The sequence below is a fragment of the Nitrosomonas ureae genome, from assembly GCF_900206265.1.
GTDB classification, from domain to species: Bacteria; Pseudomonadota; Gammaproteobacteria; order Burkholderiales; family Nitrosomonadaceae; genus Nitrosomonas; species Nitrosomonas ureae_C.
This window is the reverse complement of record NZ_LT907782.1, coordinates 839,691-856,413: the sequence shown is the minus strand read 5'-3', so window position 1 is coordinate 856,413 and position 16,723 is coordinate 839,691. Positions and strand designations below refer to the sequence as shown.

The window sequence follows — 16,723 nt, the reverse complement described above, 5'->3', positions numbered from 1 at the left end:
TGAGTTTTCATTAGAATGGACCGGATCGATATAAGCACACAAAGGATGAACTGATGAAACATAAACCACAAATGATAAAAATGTGTTGGGTGGGCGCAGCAGTGATGTTGGCCCTGCATGCCTCGTCGGTTTGGGCCTTTACCTTCGATGATGTCGCAAAACAAGCTCAATTATTAGCTGGCCAAAGCTATGAAGCGCCGAAAAGCAACTTGCCTTCCCTTTTCCGCACTATGAAATATGCGGATTATCAGCAGATTCAGTTTAATCATGATAAAGCTTACTGGAGTAATCTGAAGACTCCATTCAAGCTTGAGTTTTACCACCAGGGCATGTACTTCGATACGCCTGTCGAAATTAATGAAGTTACCGCCACGTCGGTACATAAAATCAAATACAGTTCTGATTATTTCAATTTCGGCAATGTCGAGTATGACAAAGACACGGTGCAAGATCTTGGTTTTGCCGGCTTCAAAGTGCTGTATCCGATCAATAGCAAAAATAAAAACGACGAAATTCTCAGTATGCTCGGCGCCAGTTATTTCCGCGTGATTGGCGCAGACCAGTTTTATGGTCTTTCCGCACGCGGGCTGGCTATCGATACCGCTCTGCCTTCCGGTGAAGAGTTTCCCCGGTTCCGAGAATTCTGGATCGAGCGGCCTAAGCCGGCTGACAAGCACTTGACAATCTATGCGCTACTCGACTCTCCGCGTGCGACGGGTGCTTACCGCTTTGTCATGATTCTGGATCGCGATATCGTGGTTGACGTCGAGTCGAAAGTTTATCTGCGCGATGAGGTCGGTAAGCTGGGCGTTGCGCCGTTGACGAGCATGTTCCTGTTTGGCTCTAACCAGCCTTCTCCGACGACAAACTTCCGTCCTGAGTTACATGATTCTAACGGCCTCTCCATTCACGCCGGCAATGGAGAGTGGATCTGGCGTCCGCTGAACAACCCGAAGTATTTGGCTATCAGCAGTTTTTCCATGGAAAACCCACAGGGCTTTGGTCTGCTGCAACGTAGCCGCCAATTCTCGCGTTTTGAGGATCTGGATGACCGTTATGATCTACGTCCGAGCGCGTGGGTAACGCCGAAAGGGGAATGGGGCAAAGGTAGAGTCGAGCTGGTGGAAATTCCGACCAACGACGAAACCAATGACAACATTGTCGCTTTCTGGACGCCGGATCAATTGCCGGAAGCTGGTAAAGAGATGAACTTCAACTACACCATCACCTTCAGCCGTGACGAAGACAAACTACATGATCCGGATAACGCGTACGTCATGCAGACCCGTCGTTCAACAGGTGATGTAAAACAGTCCAATCTTATTCGTCGGCCTGATGGCACGATCGCCTTCGTCGTCGATTTCACTGGCGCGGAGATGAAGAAGCTACCGCAGAATACTCCTGTTACGGTTCAGGCCAGTATTGATGACAACGGTGAGATCGTTGAGAGCAGCGCACGTTACAACCCGGTCATTAAAGGCTGGCGCCTGATGTTGCGCATACAAGTGAAAGATGTGAAGAAAATCACTGAGATGCGCGCTGTGCTAGTCAACGGTGACCAGACGCTAAGTGAAACCTGGAGCTATCAGCTACCTTCCGATGAATAAGGTAGCTGGGTATATAGACGCGCTGCTGCTGACTAAAGCTGAGAAAGCGGCGCTGCCGACAATGGATATCCGCACCCTTCATGAGGCGCTGGATCCTGAGCAACATCACTATGTGCGTGAAGATGATTCGCCGCTGGGGTCTGTGAAAGCGCGACTAAAGCAGAGCTGGCCTGATGCTTTAGTTGACGGACAACTGATTAAAGACGACGAAGAGCGTACGCAACTGAAGGCGATGCCCAAAGCAACGCGTTCATCGATGTCACCGGAACCGTGGCGCACCAATCCGATTGGGCGATTCTGGGATCATCTGCGTGGGCGGGATATTACGCCGAGCTATGTGTCGCGACTGACGCAGAAAGAGCAGACTCACGAACAGCAATGGCGCACCGTCGGCACCATCCGCCGCTACATTTTGCTGCTGCTGACGTTGTCGCAAACCGTGGTTGCGACCTGGTATATGAAAACTATCCTTCCTTACCAGGGCTGGGCGCTGATCAATCCGATCGATATAATTGGCCAGGATGCGCGGATATCGTTTATGCAGTTGCTACCTTATATACTGCAAAGCGGCATTTTGATCCTCTTCGCTATTCTCTTCTGCTGGATATCCGCCGGTTTCTGGACGGCGCTGATGGGTTTTTTGCAACTACTGATCGGTAAAGATAAGTATAGTATTTCGGCATCGACGGCAGGGGATGTGCCACTCAATCCCGAGCATCGTACAGCGTTGATTATGCCTATCTGCAACGAAGACGTGAATCGCGTATTTGCCGGATTGCGCGCGACTTGGGAATCTGTGAAAGCGACGGGTCAACAACAACACTTCGATGTCTATATTCTGAGCGACAGCTATAACCCTGATATCTGCGTTGCAGAACAGAAAGCGTGGATGGAACTGATTGCAGAGGTTCAAGGTGAAGGCCGGATCTTCTATCGTCGTCGCCGCCGCCGCGTGAAGCGTAAGAGCGGCAATATTGACGATTTCTGCCGTCGTTGGGGTAACCAGTACACCTACATGGTGGTGCTGGATGCGGACTCGGTGATGTCAGGGGAGTGCCTGATCAATCTGGTGCGCCTGATGGAGACTAACCCGAATGCCGGCATCATTCAGTCATCGCCGAAAGCCTCAGGCATGGATACCCTCTACGCGCGTTGCCAGCAGTTTGCGACCCGCGTTTACGGGCCGCTGTTTACTGCCGGCTTGCACTTCTGGCAATTAGGGGAATCACACTACTGGGGTCACAACGCGATCATCCGTGTGAAACCGTTTATTGAACACTGTGCGCTGGCGCCTCTGCCGGGTGAAGGTTCTTTCGCGGGCTCCATTCTCTCTCACGACTTCGTGGAGGCGGCATTAATGCGTCGTGCGGGGTGGGGAGTGTGGATCGCTTACGATCTGTCGGGTTCATATGAGGAACTGCCGCCGAATCTGCTGGATGAGCTTAAGCGCGACCGCCGCTGGTGTCACGGTAATCTGATGAACTTCCGCCTGTTTCTGGTAAAAGGCATGCATCCGGTACACCGTGCGGTGTTCCTGACAGGGGTAATGTCCTATCTTTCCGCGCCCTTGTGGTTTATGTTCCTTGCGCTTTCTACTGCGCTGCAGGTGGTGCATACGCTCACGGAACCGCAATATTTCCTGCAACCGCACCAGCTGTTTCCGGTGTGGCCGCAGTGGCGACCGGAACTGGCGATCGCGCTGCTAGCCTCGACTATGGTGTTACTGTTCCTGCCCAAGCTGTTGAGTATTCTGCTTATTTGGTGCAAAGGGACGAAAGAGTACGGTGGGTTCGTTCGTGTTACGATCTCCCTGTTGCTGGAGGTGCTCTTTTCGGTGCTGCTGGCACCGGTGCGTATGCTATTCCACACCGTATTCGTGGTCAGCGCGTTCCTTGGCTGGGAGGTGGTGTGGAACTCGCCACAGCGTGACGACGATTCCACGCCGTGGAGTGAAGCCTTTATGCGCCATGGTTCTCAGCTGTTGCTGGGGCTGGTATGGGCCCTAGGAATGGCGTGGCTTGATCTGCGTTTCTTGTTCTGGCTGGCGCCTATTGTCTTCTCGTTGATTCTGTCACCGCTCGTGTCGGTCATTTCCAGTCGCGCGTCTGTTGGCTTGCGCGCCAAACGTTGGAAGTTGTTCATGATACCGGAAGAGTATTCGCCACCTCAGGTGCTGGTGGATACAGACAACTATCTGGTAATGAATCGCAACCGCACGCTGGGCGACGGCTTTATGCACGCCGTGTTTCATCCATCGTTCAACGCACTGGCGACAGCGATGGCCACCGCGCGTCACCGCGAAAGTAAAGTGCTTGAGAGTGCCCGCGATCGTCATGTTGAGCAGGCGCTGAATGAAACCCCGGATAAACTCAATCTCGATCGCCGTCTGGTACTGTTGAGCGATCCCGTTACCATGTCTCGTCTGCATTACCGCGTATGGGCGGCGCCGGAGAAATACTCTTCATGGGTGAATTACTATCAACAACTGGCGCTAAATCCGTTGGCGTTGAAAGCGAAATAAGCCGAGCATTAAGGAAACGCTGAATAATTAGCGGCTTTCGGATTTTTTGGTACTGCTGCCGTTTTTTTGAGCACGAATTCCCGGTCATTCCTAATTTGCATTTTGCCATTCTTTTTTCAGGTCCCAAGGAACACTGATTGACGAAGTTACATAGGTGCGGGCACGGCTGCATCGTGATAAAACGGATGTAGATACGGGTTAGCGGAGTGTTGAAAAGCGTGAAGAAAATCCTGGATTGCTGCGACGACCGGCATTCGTGTCAAGATTAAGCAAATTACATGCGCTATTTTGCTAAGAACCTTCAAAGTGCTTTTGTGCATGCCGATATCATATTTTTTCATGTACAGCCAATGCTCAGTTATGAACATCATTACAATTTTTACCAAGACATTTACATTATTTAAATTTCGCCACAAGTCTAAACATTTTAAATATGAATCTCTCGAGGAAATTCTTTCTAGTACTGAGTATTCTTTTTTTCTGGCGTTAAAAGAATCTTTATCCAAAGACTATGAAATATTTGCGAAGGTACGGATTAATGACGTGCTTACACCCGATGAGATTTTTACGATACAAAATTGTAAGGCTGCGATATACCGGATACCTCCTAAGCATTTTGATTATATTTTATGTGAAAAACATACACTTTCAGTGGTTGCCGTTATAGTACTGGACGATCACAATCATATTCGGCGCATTGCTCGCGCCAAAAGCAGTTTTGTGGAGAAAGTATGTATTACTGCCGGATTTAAGTTATTGCGTTTTCCGAGTCGAGCAAGTTATTGCTCTAAAGCGGTCAGAGATGTGATATTAAATTCTTTGAATACATCATCCATATGATTTTACATCAATCTTTTTAAGATTGATAAGTATTGCCTACGTAATTATTCAAGAATTCTATTTTTTTAACCCGTCTATAAATAAAATCGGCATGTCTCAACCTTGTTGTTCGTTGCCAGTCGATCTGCTGGTTAAGGTGGAATTCTGATTCTTCGTGCTAATGGCGAATATATAGTCTTTAATCTCATTGCGGATCAGGTTCTCAACGTTTCTGGCAAATAGCGGATAGGCCTCCTGATGGGATTTAAAGGGCGTGTACTCACCGATCAACTGAAAGAAACTGAAACCCTCACTCTTGATCAGTTCTGCAGCAGCACGTTTTTCACGCCAGATATCGCCAAAATTAAAGAGACTTTCAATACCTGCACAGATTGCTACGATAAGGCTAGCCACGATTGACGCGACGGCAAAAATCCAACCGTATTCTCCCTCCACCAACTACCGAAGACCTACCAGTGCAGGAATGAGTGCGCCTGCAATCACTACTGCGCTACGCAAGGCATAGTATTTCTTTCTTGCGCTGCTAGTTCGGGAATCCCACCACTCGACATATTTCAGCCAGCGAGCTTCAATGTATTATTTAGTTTTCTCATCGTGCAGATCAAGCCCGGCAACAAGTTCGCGGAGTTTTGTCGAATCAACCAAAATCAGAGCGTTATTATTCATACGACGGCATCCCCTTATTAAAACGCGATTAAGAGGAACGTTTTGCCGATCTCTTGGTGTTTAAGAGCCTCTTTCCGGAACAAATCGCCCGAATATATTGGGCAAGTCATTTTAACTCCAGATGTTTTTGCATGTACATTTGTTTTCCGGCCAGAGTCACTTGTTGTGTAAATCCACGCACGGGATAGGTTAATCATTGCGTTCTTGTCGCGAAACACTGATAAACACCAAAACTGCGCCTTCCCTCAGTAATTTCTGAAATGGGAATAATCGTATCTCCACCCATCAAAGCCGCTTCGTTACGTGCAAGGTCCGCAAGTTCAGCTGAAACTTTATCCGCATCACGGTTGAACACTATTAATTTACTTTCAACTTTGGTATTAACTTGCCCTAATTTCCTACATGATTCGACTGTTCGAGTTGATTGCACCAGGCGCACACCTTCACCTTTTGAAGTAACCTTAACCCATGTACAAGAAGACAGTATTAGACCACCACAAATAGCAATAAGGATTTTTTTCATTGAATACTCCTTTATTGAAGAATATGCCTATATATAACGCAACGATTTACTCATCGAGCAGAGTTCCGCACGCGTTTGGTCGGATTTCATCGCCAATTAATTTTCTTAACCTCTCGGAATTATCGAAGAAATACCCGACCTTAACAATATGATAAAAATAAATTGGGATTCGTGCGGAAATAAAAAAGGATTGGCATTTAAGCTAATCCTTTTTTATTGGCAGATCATCGTGGACTAAAACCATCGATCAATAGATTAAAGAGTGTAACCGGCTGTATATAAAAATCATGGTTGCTTGACCTTGCGCAGGTAGGGCTTTACTGTTTCCCAGCCTTGCGGGTAAATCTTCTGCGCCTCTTCATTGCTGATTGAAGGAACAATGATGACATCGTCGCCTTGCTGCCAGTTTACGGGTGTCGCGACTTTGTGCTTTGCGGTTAGCTGCATTGAATCAATAACGCGCAAGATTTCATTGAAATTACGACCTGTAGTCATAGGGTAAGTCATCATGAGCTTGATGTTTTTATCAGGGCCGATGATAAATACTGAGCGGACGGTTGCATTGGTGAGGGCCGTTCGTCCTTCCGCTGAACCTGTTTCATCGGCAGGGAACATATTATAAAGTTTGGCCACATGCAGATCCGTGTCTGCAATAACCGGGTAACGAACCGATGAACCCCCGACATCCTCAACGTCTTTGAGCCATTTCTCATGATCATTAAGCGGATCAATACTCAGCCCGATAAGTTTGGTACCGCGCTTATCGAACTCGGCTTGAATACTGGCCATATATCCCAATTCCGTTGTGCAAACCGGCGTGAAATCCTTAGGGTGGGAAAATAATACCGCCCATTTATCGCCGATCCACTGATGGAAATCGATTCTTCCCTGAGTGGTTTCTGCCTGAAAATTAGGTGCTTGATCATTAATACGCAGTGACATGACATCTCCTTAGCTTAATTTATTTTTATATTTTTGCATGAAATGACTACAACAGGGAAACTATGTGTCTGCTAACCGAAGGTTGATCAGTTAACCACCCCGTTCTTAATGGGAACATACAGTAGAGGATTCAGTTTAAAAGCCTCTGCCAGCTTCAGAACTGGCAGAATTTTCTGATGCCTTCGGCGCATCCTCGCCGATCATCACTGGTTTGCCGTCCTGCCAGATCACGGCGTAATGGCCCAATCGACGTTTTCTTTCAAGCGCCAGCGTTACAGCTTTTTGCAGCGAATCCAGGATTACCTGACCATTTTCTGAGAGCTTTGCTTTTGAGGTTATCTTCATTTCGTAACTTCCATTAATAACTGCTGGTGATAAACTTCGTGAAGAATATCACGGTTATCGCCCGTTTGTTCAAACACGGGAATCGGCATTTGACCATTATTCATAAAACAAATGCAGCGATCAACCTTATGGCTGAATACATTGAGTAAATTAGCTAAACTACGAGTAAAACGCCGCTTAATATCGCGCAACGGAATATTGTGACCACCATGTGCGACCCTTTCCGCTACACGCATTTCCGATATTCTGACACTGGACAAGGCAAGATAGATCAATTCCACTTGCCAACCATCGCTCTGCAGCCGATCGATCAGGCGTAAATAACTACGACCTGAAAGCGTGGTTTCGAATGCAAAATTTTCTTGGCGCTTGATGTTTTCTTCGATTTCGTTCAAAAAAATACGGCTTGCCGCAATAAGTTCTCGCTCCGGTGCCAGCGGAGAAAGACCAACTGCGATCAGATCGGCATTAACAAAATGAGCACAGTTCGCCACCTTGGGCAGATATTCCAGTGCGAATGTGGTTTTGCCTGCACCATTCGGTCCGGCAATGATCCAGCAGGTATGCATTACACAATCTCCCCGTGTTGTTTCTGTGTCCGTTTGTGTTGGATGATCGTAGCAGTCATGTAGTTTGTAAGAGTTAATCGTGGATGACGTGCATAATTTTGCCAATCTGTGACTTGAATGCAAGTTTCTTGCAGTAATTGCGCTGCTATATCCCGATAACGTGTATTTTCCAAGGCTTGCTTGAGTGCCATGGCAATCGGTCCTGGTTCTGTCAATAACCAATAGTGCGTAATGAATGCAGCTATTTCTTGCTTGGATAGTCCCAGTATTCCTTCAAAGAAGCATAGGCTGTTCTTGACCAGAATTTCATCAGTATTGGTGACAAGACCTTCAGTCATTTTTCCATCGGTGCTGCCAGACCATAGGCGCAAAAAAAGTGTGACATCGTTGAAATTTTTGCGCGCCTTGGGTTTGGCTATGGTATGGTGATAAATTTTCCACCACTGCTCAGCATCTTCTTGATACAACTGAAGTGAATTTTTTACCAAGCATTCTTAATCTAAAACTGCCGGGCATGTGCTGGATGCTGGGAAGGCAGAAATTGACTGGATTAGAAAAGCTAGGAGAATAAAGAGGAAGTATCGCATGAGGTTAATGCCGAGCTAAGTGGCAGTGTTGAGCATGAAGTACACGGGGTACCAAACCGGCGGTAAACTACGAGGCATAATCGGGTTATAGTACTATCAAGTAAAGCGCGCAATGCTTAATATGTTTGAGCGAGTTGTTATTTGCATTTTTACTAATTTTTGTATGTTGAATTACAGTATGGGTGAGTTAATTGACCATTATCTGGATTTCCAAGACCACCATCTTCTTTTCTTTTTATGTGATCTATAGTTATAGAATTTTTATGCAAAAGTCCTCCGCATATTGAGCATTTAATAGCACTTTCAATTGCTTCCCTAATGAACACCTCCGACTTCTTTTCTCTTGAAAAATCCTTGCTTGTAATTTCCTCTAAACCTTGATCACTTAAGGTTACATAAGAAAAATTTTCATTAGTCAATATATGTTTTGGAAGCTCGTTAACAGGTATGTTCTTTTTCAATAGCTCAAGAACAACAAAGTATAGTTTTGTAATATAAGGATAAGCTGCTGAAGCGCTTCGATGTTTTCTGACAACTTGCTGAACAATATAATCATACTGTTGAATAAACTGTTCAAATGGCTCTCTGAATTTAGTGAATAGACTAAAGCTTTTTGTTTTTTCGAGCTCTTGAATAAAATCTATGGCCGCCCAGAAAGATGCGGGCTTATGCCTACCATCTTTTGAATAGAAATAAATTGCAGGGTGAAGACCCAAAGAGGAAGAGTGCACACTATTTAAGCATCTAATAACTTTTAAACACTTTTTAAGATATAAAACGGTTTCATTTCCATCCACATCATCTTTTTCATTATTATTATCGACATTGTTAGTTTTATTAACTAGTTCAAGAATTAACGATTGTCCCTGTGATGAGAAATTTTTTCCTCCTACTGGTAAATCAAGTGTTTTAATAGGATTTTTTAAAGAAGGTTGAAATAATATTTCATTTATTTCTTCTGCAAGATCTTGAATTTCATTCTGTACTTCAGGTGAATAATATGACCAATACTTATGCCCCTTTCCACTTCGTAAAATAGCTCTTGTCGCAATTCCAGCGGGCTTTCGTCTTGATTGCAGCAACATTAACTCGGTTTTATCAATAGGTGCAGCTTGTTGGTTAATTTTGAAGAACGAGCTTTCAGCTTTTTTTGCATCTCCTTCAACCCATTGTACTTGGATTGCCAAGGCACCAAGTGATTTAGCCTTTTCCGCAATATGAGGTTCAACTTTCTCGGGGTTTTTTAGTGCCAATTTATAGTCTGAATATAAGTCAATCTGCTTTCTTACAGACTTCCTGGTATCCTCAGCAGCAGAAATCTGCTCTTCTGGAATAACTCCATCATAGAACTGTTTGGAAATATTTCCATCACCAAAATCATTGTTAATCCATGCAGCCAAAGCACTAAGCCTGTGAGCTCCATCAATTACAAAAGTGTAGCTTGCAGCGCTGCGCCAAAGAATTACCGCAGGAATTAGGTCGCCAGAAATGAAACTATCGATTAATGAAACGATACGCTTAGCATCCCACTCATTTGTTTCTCTTTGGAAATCAGGTTTCCTAAGAGCACTAAAAAAGAATGAGTCGTACTCAAGATCTCTTGTGCCGACAGTGCCAATATTCCTTGTAGTGCCGCCAGTCTCATCTTTAACTTCGAAGTCTTCTCTTGCGATTAGAGCATCAAGCACTATATTTTTCAGCATTATATATCCTATGTTTATTAGTTATGAGACGCTTGGTCTTGGTATGTAGCGTATTATATGAGACATTTTTTTCAAAGCAGTTGAAATCAGCAAACATGGCTAATGTGATCGGCTAAAAAATTACCAGTATGTTCATTTAAGTATGGAAAAACCAATATTTCATGGAGTAACACTCTATTATTTTTGACGGCAAGCTCCATTTGGCGGCTCGGTTGCTGCTTCAGCAATTAAATCGATCCGAAATCAGCAATTAGGCTGCTAACGTTCCACCAACACCACTTCAGCCACTATTACCGCATCATCTCTCCGAAACTGCAATTCCACTTTCTCCCCCGCTTTCAGTGAGCGCAAAATCGCCGCATACGATGTCAAATCGCTAACTGGTTGCCCAGCCAGTTGAATCAAAATGTCGCCTTGTTGCAGTCCGGCTTGTTGTGCCGGGGAGTCGGGGAGGGTGTTGTCGATGCGCACACCTTCGCCTGGGTAGGAGAAATCAGGGACGGTGCCGAGGCTGGCGGTGCGTTTTTCTTTAGGTTCACTGGATTCGGTTGCTGGTGCGGGGGCTGATGATAACGTAACCGTCAATGGTTCGATGCGGTTGGCGAGGTATTCGGTGGCTTCCTTGAGAATTGCGGCGACTTTGACCAATCCGGCGGCGTCGATTTTATCGGTGGTGTCTCCAGGGGCATGGTAATCCTCGTGTGCACTGGCGAAAAATTGTACTGCCGGAATACCCGCCTGGATAAATGCGGCCTGGTCGCTGGAACCGAAATCATCCTGCACCGCGTTGATCGGGATGCCGGTGACAAATCCCGCGCCACGGAAAATGTGCACCAGCTCACGCGCGGTGCCGGTGCCAAATATCGTGACCGGATTGTTTTCAAGCCGCCCGACGGTATCGAGATTGAGCATCGCGATGATTTTCTCGGCCGGGAATGATTCGTTGTTACGGACATAATGCTTGGAGCCGAGCAAATCCGCTTCTTCGCCAGTAAACGCGACAAAAATGACGGTGCGTTCCGGCTGCCATTTGCCAACCACTTGACGCGCCAGTTCCAGCATTACCGCGACGCCGCTGGCGTTGTCGTCCGCGCCGTGATGAATTTTGCCTTGATGCGCGGCGCGCACGTCCGGCCAGCCGGTACCAAGATGATCGTAATGCGCACCGATCACCAGGCTGTGCCCGGCGAGCTGCGGGTTGGTGCCGGGTAGAATGCCGACAACGTTACGCAAGGCAACGTTGCCTTTCGGTAAACCGACATCCTGCTGCCAGGTCTGGAAAAAACTGCCGCTATCGCCGCCCGGCAACAAGCCAATTTGCTGAAAATGCTTGGCGATATAAGTGGCCGCTTCATCCAATTCCGGCGTGCCGAGTTCGCGGCCTTTGTACGATTCATGTGCCAGATGATGAATATCCGCCATCATGCGGCTTTCGGAAAATGCCGGCGGCAGTTCCGCCAATGCGCGGCGGGGCTTGGTAATACCGGCATGCGTGGTCTGTGCGGCATGAAGAACGTAGCCGTCTTTTTGCTGCACGGGTAGTGAGAGCGGCGATTGCGTGATCGGCCATTGGCCCTTGTCGATATTGGTCAGCTCGTCGCCTTTAAACACCAGATAGCTGTATTTGCGGTAGTGCGGTAATTTATTGGCCAATTCGGCAATTGCCTTGGGATTATCGGCAGCGGCCCATAGCAAGGTTTTATCCGCATGGGATGGTTGCCGGGTTGTCAGCACTACCGCATGATCCGCCTGCGGATAGTTTTTTTGATTCAGCTGCAATTGCTTGTTCTGATGGGTAACACCGCGATCCGCCAAAGTTTGGGTAACGGCATCGGTAAACTTGTTCTGCCATCCCATGATCCAGACGGTACGGTTTGCAGGTAACGTTCGCAGTTTATCGTCGGTGATGACTTCCAGAGGACTCGATTGCGTTTTCTGCCAGTTCGTGGCCAGGTTGCGGTACGCTGCCAAAATAGACGGATGTTCCCGTGCGGGCAAAATCAGCAAGGGTTTTTCCGCACCAAAACCTTGCGATAACGCCGAGGGAATTTCACGGCTATCCAGACGCCGGAATACATCGAAATGCGGATCAAGGTCGATGCGCACCGGACGGTTGGCAAATTCCAGGACGATGGTTTGTGCGCGCTGGTCGACGAGAATATGCGATTCCACTGCCATGTCATCATTCTCCAGCGTGACGGAGAACGGTATTTTCAATCGGTATGGATTGCCCGCTTGGGTTTGTTCGATCGTTAAAGTGAGCTTGAATCCCTGTACAGTAGGCTCGGTTTCCGCATGCCGCAGCACCAGATCCGGTGCACCGGCGCGATGTACCCACTGCTCGAATTGCTGCGAAAAATCCTGATTGGTGGTTGCGTTGAATGTTGCGAGCAAATCTGCAAAAGTTGCCTGTTTGAATTTGAACTGCTTATAAAATTGCCGCAATACGCGTGTGAAAGCTTCGTCGCCCAATTCCTGGCGTAGCATATGGAAAAACATCATGGTTTTTCCATATCCCACCGCTTCCGAGCTGGCGCTATGGCGCGATACAAAGCGGATGATTGGAAAATCTTTCTCCTTGCTGACAAAATCCGCGTACTTTTGCAGGGCATCACGGCGGTATTCATCGCCTTTGCCGCGTTGCTCGTTGACCAGATGGTCGGCGAGATAAGCGGTTAATCCTTCCGCCCAATTGCCTTTGGCGTAATCGACGAACACACCGTTGCCCCAGTAATTATGCAGAATTTCATGCGGATACGACGAATGCAAAATGAACGGAAAACGAATCACTTTGGGGCCGAGCAGCGTGAACGACGGCATGCCGTAACCACTTTCCCAAAAATTTTCAACCAGCGCGAATTTGCTATATGGATACGGACCGATCAGTTTATTGTACATGGCGATGTATTGCGCGGTTGCATCCAGGTACTTTTGCGCCAATGCTTGATCGGCGCTGCGTAGATAAACTAAGGCATTCACCGCGCCGGCGGATTGCGTGTAACGCTGATAGCGCCCGGCGACGAGATAGATATCATCTTGCGGCTGTTTTTCCTCCCACACGATATTTTGCATCGTATTCGTTTGCTGCTCGCGCAATAACGTGCCCTGGCTTACCACATCCCAATCAACCGGCAATTGAATATCCAAGTGGAACGATACCAAGGCCTCACCAAACTGCGGATACCATGCGCTGGAATTGGCCAGATACACACCTTCCGATGAAATCACACCCGGTGTGGAACCGAAACTGCGCGAATATTCCTGTCCCGGCCCTTGAAGCGCGTGGTGGATCTTGCCCTGGTATTGCAGCGTGAAGGTTTGCTGATCCGGCGGTAATGTAACCGTGTAATGGCGGATTGAAATGGGACGGGATTTCAAGGCGGCTTGATTGCCATCCGTCCTGATTGTCGCTCCCTGCACATCAGTAATCGTCAAGCCCGCATGGAGAAAGAATTCAAGCTGCACCGATTGTTTTGCCTCACGTGCCTGATCAGGGATTTTAATCCGATCCTGAACACGAATCTCCGAAGTATCCGGCGACAATTGGATTTGCATCCGGTGATGGAAAGTTGAAGCGCTCGCGGACGCGATCATGCTGCATAACAGGCTGCCAACAATAAAAATACATGCGATGCCGAGGTTAATTGATTTTTGCATTCTTTATTTAAATCTATGGGGTGGTTTATAAATTTGAACGTTGGGATAAAGCGATGTGTTATTACTCATTGCATTCTATCGCATTGAGTGTTTACTTTCCTTTTGTGCCTATGTTTAAATGTTTTCTATTTATTCGGTTACCAGGTATTTTTAATTTTATGAGAAATTTTATACAAATAACATTTTGCAGTTTGTTGTTAGTCTTGGTTTTTCTGACAACAGCCCATGCCGGTGCATTTGATTTCATCACCAACGAACACCAGCTTTCCGTCAAGGAAAAACGCGCCGGGGAGGCGTATTACCGCGCGGATTCGAAGTGGATGATTTACCAGGCGGAAGTGGCGGATGATAATCCGTTTTATCAGATTTTTCTGAAAAATATTAACAGCGGTGCAGTGCAGCAGGTGTCTCCAGGCACTGGCAAAACCACATGTGCGTGGGTTCATCCGGTGCAGGAGAAAGTATTGTTCTCCTCGACTCACGAGGATGCGGAAGCCAAAGCCAAGATGGTTGCAGAGATCGAGCGCCGCAAATCAGGGGAACAAAGATCATATTCATGGGATTATGATGAGTTTTATGATATTTACGAAACCGATTTTTCCGGGAAAAACATACGGAATCTGACCAACACGCTGGGTTACGATGCCGAAGCGTCATGGTCGCCGGACGGTAAGCTGATCGCATTCGCATCAAATCGCCGTGCGTATAGTGATGAATTATCGGCGGAAGAAGCGGCATTGTTCAAAGTCAATCCGGCTTCGATGATCGATATTTATATCATGAACGCCGATGGTTCCAACGTCAAAAGGCTGACGCACACACAAAGTTACGATGGGGGTCCATTCTTCAGTCCCGACGGAAAACGGATCGTGTGGCGGCGTTTCTCGGAAAGCGGTCGCGAGGCGGAGATTTTCACCATGAACATCGATGGTACCGATCAAAAACAGATCACGCGCCTGAATGTCATGTCGTGGGCGCCTTTTTATCATCCTTCCGGCAAGTACATTATTTTTGCGACTAATTTACATGGGCACCGCAATTTTGAATTGTATATTGTCGATGCCGACGGGCAGAAAGAACCTGTTCGTGTGACCGATATGGAAGGTTTCGACGGTTTGCCGGTGTTCACGCCGGATGGTAATCATATCACCTGGACCAGTGATCGCACCCCGGAGAAAAAGGGCCTGTTGTTTCATGGTGAATGGAATCACGCAAGAGCACTGGAAAGTCTTTCATTGAAATAGTCGGTACTGAAGGTAGCTCTGAAAAATTCGTAGCGGTTGTTTCGAGCATATTGGGAATATTTAACAATCAATGCGATAGATTTGCCGCCATGCCCAAAATGACATGTATCCGGAGTTTCGTAAAAAATTATAGGATCCGGTACAGTGAAAAGTCTTTGGAATCAGTGTTGCAGATTTACTTGCTGTGCTTTTAGCTGACTTGCGATGTATCAGAAAAAAACTTTTCTCGGCGTTTTTGTTCATCAAAATAAAGCGATTCATTGGGTTCGAGCCGATGTCCCAGAGCCTGAATTTGCCGCCATATATCAGGAAATATTTTCATTCGCTTAAAACGCCGTGCGTTTTTCTTGAAATCCCGTCGATTGTTTGATTTGTATAATGCTTCGAATAATATCAACCAGGTCGGTATGTCATGCTGATTGGTTGCCAATTGTTTTTGTAATAATTCAATCGCAGCTTCGGGTGTTTCCTGTTCGATGAATGCAGGGGGCGCCGATGTTGTCTGATCGCGCCTATCAGGAGAATTTTCTGTTGATTGAGCGATTTTTTCAGCATGCTGCAGTAAGACTTCTGCATAACGATGCCGTGCGCTCGTCAATGATTCATCCGGGGGGCGCATAAATCTCTCTTTAATCTTTTTATGGCTGCGTAACATCATAAGGATAATCAATAAAGTCAGTAAAATGCCAAAAAGAAAAGTGGGATCCGAAAATAAGTCATCATCTAATGAAACCGCATTGAAGTCACTCCAGGGGGGCGAATTTTCAATCGGCTGCACGATGTCTTCCGCCGTACTAATAGTGGTATTGATCTGAGAAGGGTTGTCTTCCGGCTGTATCATTGTAACTATTTCGGGTTCTTGCTCAATCTCTGCAATGAATTCAACGTTTTCGATTTGTTTTTCCTGCGCGATTGCAGCTTTCAATAACAACAGCGTTTGTATTGCGGCAATCTGCGTTTCCATCGATTCAACGTGCCGGGTAAGCAGATTGAGTTGATTAGCCTCGCCATCAGAAATTTGTTCGAGTTGTGCAATCAGATTGAGTGTCCGTTGATGATCTTTAGGCGGGTACTGAGAGGACTCTTGAGTTGTTTCTTGCGATTCGCGTTGGGATGGATTCTTTTTCGATCTATTGTGTCGTGATTGGGTTGCAGGTTTTGCATAGGCGCTGATCGTTCTTAAATCCGGGATGTGGAGCGTTGTTCCGGCTGGTATAGGTCGATATATGCCACCCGGAAAATGTTCCGGGTTGCTCTGTATAATAGCGCGGACAAGGTTATTGCGGGCATGGGTATTGTCAGGAAATATCAAACGGGCAATCTGCAAAATATCTTCGCCCGGTCGAATTTGCCATAACATTCCAGGTCTTAAGTTTTCTTGTTGGGACACACCCGTACGGCTGGACGAATTGCTACCCGATTCAGAATATGAAACAGGTACTTCAGCCGAAACTGAAGTACCTGTTAGCAAGAAAAGAAAAACAGCAATTAATTTGCCAATAGTTGCGACCATTTAATT

The 16,723-nt window shown here is 46.7% G+C and carries 14 protein-coding genes; 4 read left to right on the top strand and 10 right to left on the bottom strand.

The annotated features are described in order from the left end of the window. Window positions 1–71 precede the first annotated feature (71 nt). Together mdoG and mdoH are read left to right on the top strand one after the other, a co-directional pair. Window positions 72–1,607, top strand: coding sequence for a glucans biosynthesis protein MdoG (mdoG, locus tag CPG39_RS03870; protein ID WP_096294249.1), 1,536 nt, complete (start codon window positions 72–74; stop codon window positions 1,605–1,607). Beyond that, window positions 1,600–4,128, top strand: a complete 2,529-nt coding sequence (mdoH, locus tag CPG39_RS03865) for a glucans biosynthesis glucosyltransferase MdoH (protein WP_096292117.1) — start codon at window positions 1,600–1,602, stop codon at window positions 4,126–4,128. Before mdoG ends, mdoH begins: the two co-directional genes overlap by 8 nt. Before the next feature lie 146 nt (window positions 4,129–4,274). On the opposite strand, the gene CPG39_RS03860 is transcribed toward mdoH, so the two are convergent. Beyond that, complete coding sequence (locus CPG39_RS03860; RefSeq protein ID WP_145956204.1) at window positions 4,275–4,469, bottom strand: hypothetical protein; 195 nt, start codon at window positions 4,467–4,469, stop codon at window positions 4,275–4,277. On the opposite strand from CPG39_RS03860, the gene CPG39_RS03855 reads away from it, so the two are divergent. Beyond that, a complete protein-coding gene (locus CPG39_RS03855) occupies window positions 4,447–4,968 on the top strand; it encodes a DUF2726 domain-containing protein (protein WP_331716184.1) in 522 nt (173 codons plus the stop codon). The genes CPG39_RS03860 and CPG39_RS03855 overlap by 23 nt on opposite strands. 96 nt (window positions 4,969–5,064) lie before the next feature. Here the strand turns inward: CPG39_RS03855 and CPG39_RS03850 are convergent, their stop codons facing one another. From CPG39_RS03850 to CPG39_RS03815, 8 genes are all read right to left on the bottom strand, one after another. After that, window positions 5,065–5,361: a DUF4231 domain-containing protein gene (locus tag CPG39_RS03850; RefSeq protein WP_172424077.1), complete on the bottom strand. Its 297-nt coding sequence runs from the start codon at window positions 5,359–5,361 to the stop codon at window positions 5,065–5,067. A 466-nt stretch (window positions 5,362–5,827) separates the two neighbouring features. Beyond that, window positions 5,828–6,157, bottom strand: a complete 330-nt coding sequence (locus CPG39_RS03845; protein WP_096292111.1) for a DUF4156 domain-containing protein — start codon at window positions 6,155–6,157, stop codon at window positions 5,828–5,830. A 285-nt stretch (window positions 6,158–6,442) separates the two neighbouring features. Continuing rightward, window positions 6,443–7,099, bottom strand: coding sequence for a peroxiredoxin (locus CPG39_RS03840; protein WP_096292109.1), 657 nt, complete (start codon window positions 7,097–7,099; stop codon window positions 6,443–6,445). Window positions 7,100–7,234: 135 nt separating this feature from the next. Next, the gene (locus tag CPG39_RS03835; protein WP_096292107.1) at window positions 7,235–7,444 is read right to left on the bottom strand and encodes a hypothetical protein; all 210 of its coding nucleotides are present in this window, start codon (window positions 7,442–7,444) and stop codon (window positions 7,235–7,237) included. Beyond that, entirely contained in the window at window positions 7,441–8,013 is a 573-nt protein-coding gene (locus tag CPG39_RS03830) for a zeta toxin family protein (RefSeq protein ID WP_096292106.1), read from the bottom strand. The genes CPG39_RS03835 and CPG39_RS03830 overlap by 4 nt, the downstream gene beginning before the upstream one ends. Then, the gene (locus tag CPG39_RS03825; protein ID WP_096292105.1) at window positions 8,013–8,501 is read right to left on the bottom strand and encodes a hypothetical protein; all 489 of its coding nucleotides are present in this window, start codon (window positions 8,499–8,501) and stop codon (window positions 8,013–8,015) included. Before CPG39_RS03825 ends, CPG39_RS03830 begins: the two co-directional genes overlap by 1 nt. Window positions 8,502–8,752: 251 nt before the next feature. Continuing rightward, window positions 8,753–10,303, bottom strand: a complete 1,551-nt coding sequence (locus CPG39_RS03820) for a GmrSD restriction endonuclease domain-containing protein (protein ID WP_096292104.1) — start codon at window positions 10,301–10,303, stop codon at window positions 8,753–8,755. Between the two features lie 258 nt (window positions 10,304–10,561). Continuing rightward, a complete protein-coding gene (locus CPG39_RS03815) occupies window positions 10,562–13,960 on the bottom strand; it encodes a M20/M25/M40 family metallo-hydrolase (RefSeq protein WP_096292103.1) in 3,399 nt (1,132 codons plus the stop codon). Between the two features lie 158 nt (window positions 13,961–14,118). Here CPG39_RS03815 and CPG39_RS03810 point away from each other — a divergent pair, with 158 nt between their 5' ends. Continuing rightward, a complete protein-coding gene (locus CPG39_RS03810) occupies window positions 14,119–15,204 on the top strand; it encodes a TolB family protein (RefSeq protein ID WP_231990386.1) in 1,086 nt (361 codons plus the stop codon). A 190-nt stretch (window positions 15,205–15,394) separates the two neighbouring features. On the opposite strand, the gene CPG39_RS03805 is transcribed toward CPG39_RS03810, so the two are convergent. Continuing rightward, the gene (locus CPG39_RS03805; RefSeq protein WP_096292102.1) at window positions 15,395–16,717 is read right to left on the bottom strand and encodes a FimV family protein; all 1,323 of its coding nucleotides are present in this window, start codon (window positions 16,715–16,717) and stop codon (window positions 15,395–15,397) included. Window positions 16,718–16,723: the final 6 nt, after the last annotated feature.

Excerpts from the sequence above, each read along its gene's own strand:
- mdoG (WP_096294249.1), top strand. The coding sequence starts at position 72 with ATGATAAAAATGTGTTGGGTGGGCGCAGCAGTGATGTTGGCCCTGCAT.
- mdoH (WP_096292117.1), top strand. The coding sequence starts at position 1,600 with ATGAATAAGGTAGCTGGGTATATAGACGCGCTGCTGCTGACTAAAGCT.
- CPG39_RS03855 (WP_331716184.1), top strand. The coding sequence starts at position 4,447 with ATGCCGATATCATATTTTTTCATGTACAGCCAATGCTCAGTTATGAAC.
- CPG39_RS03860 (WP_145956204.1), bottom strand. The coding sequence starts at position 4,469 with ATGAAAAAATATGATATCGGCATGCACAAAAGCACTTTGAAGGTTCTT.
- CPG39_RS03845 (WP_096292111.1), bottom strand. The coding sequence starts at position 6,157 with ATGAAAAAAATCCTTATTGCTATTTGTGGTGGTCTAATACTGTCTTCT.
- CPG39_RS03840 (WP_096292109.1), bottom strand. The coding sequence starts at position 7,099 with ATGTCACTGCGTATTAATGATCAAGCACCTAATTTTCAGGCAGAAACC.
- CPG39_RS03835 (WP_096292107.1), bottom strand. The coding sequence starts at position 7,444 with ATGAAGATAACCTCAAAAGCAAAGCTCTCAGAAAATGGTCAGGTAATC.
- CPG39_RS03830 (WP_096292106.1), bottom strand. The coding sequence starts at position 8,013 with ATGCATACCTGCTGGATCATTGCCGGACCGAATGGTGCAGGCAAAACC.
- CPG39_RS03820 (WP_096292104.1), bottom strand. The coding sequence starts at position 10,303 with ATGCTGAAAAATATAGTGCTTGATGCTCTAATCGCAAGAGAAGACTTC.
- CPG39_RS03815 (WP_096292103.1), bottom strand. The coding sequence starts at position 13,960 with ATGCAAAAATCAATTAACCTCGGCATCGCATGTATTTTTATTGTTGGC.
- CPG39_RS03810 (WP_231990386.1), top strand. The coding sequence starts at position 14,119 with ATGAGAAATTTTATACAAATAACATTTTGCAGTTTGTTGTTAGTCTTG.
- CPG39_RS03805 (WP_096292102.1), bottom strand. The coding sequence starts at position 16,717 with ATGGTCGCAACTATTGGCAAATTAATTGCTGTTTTTCTTTTCTTGCTA.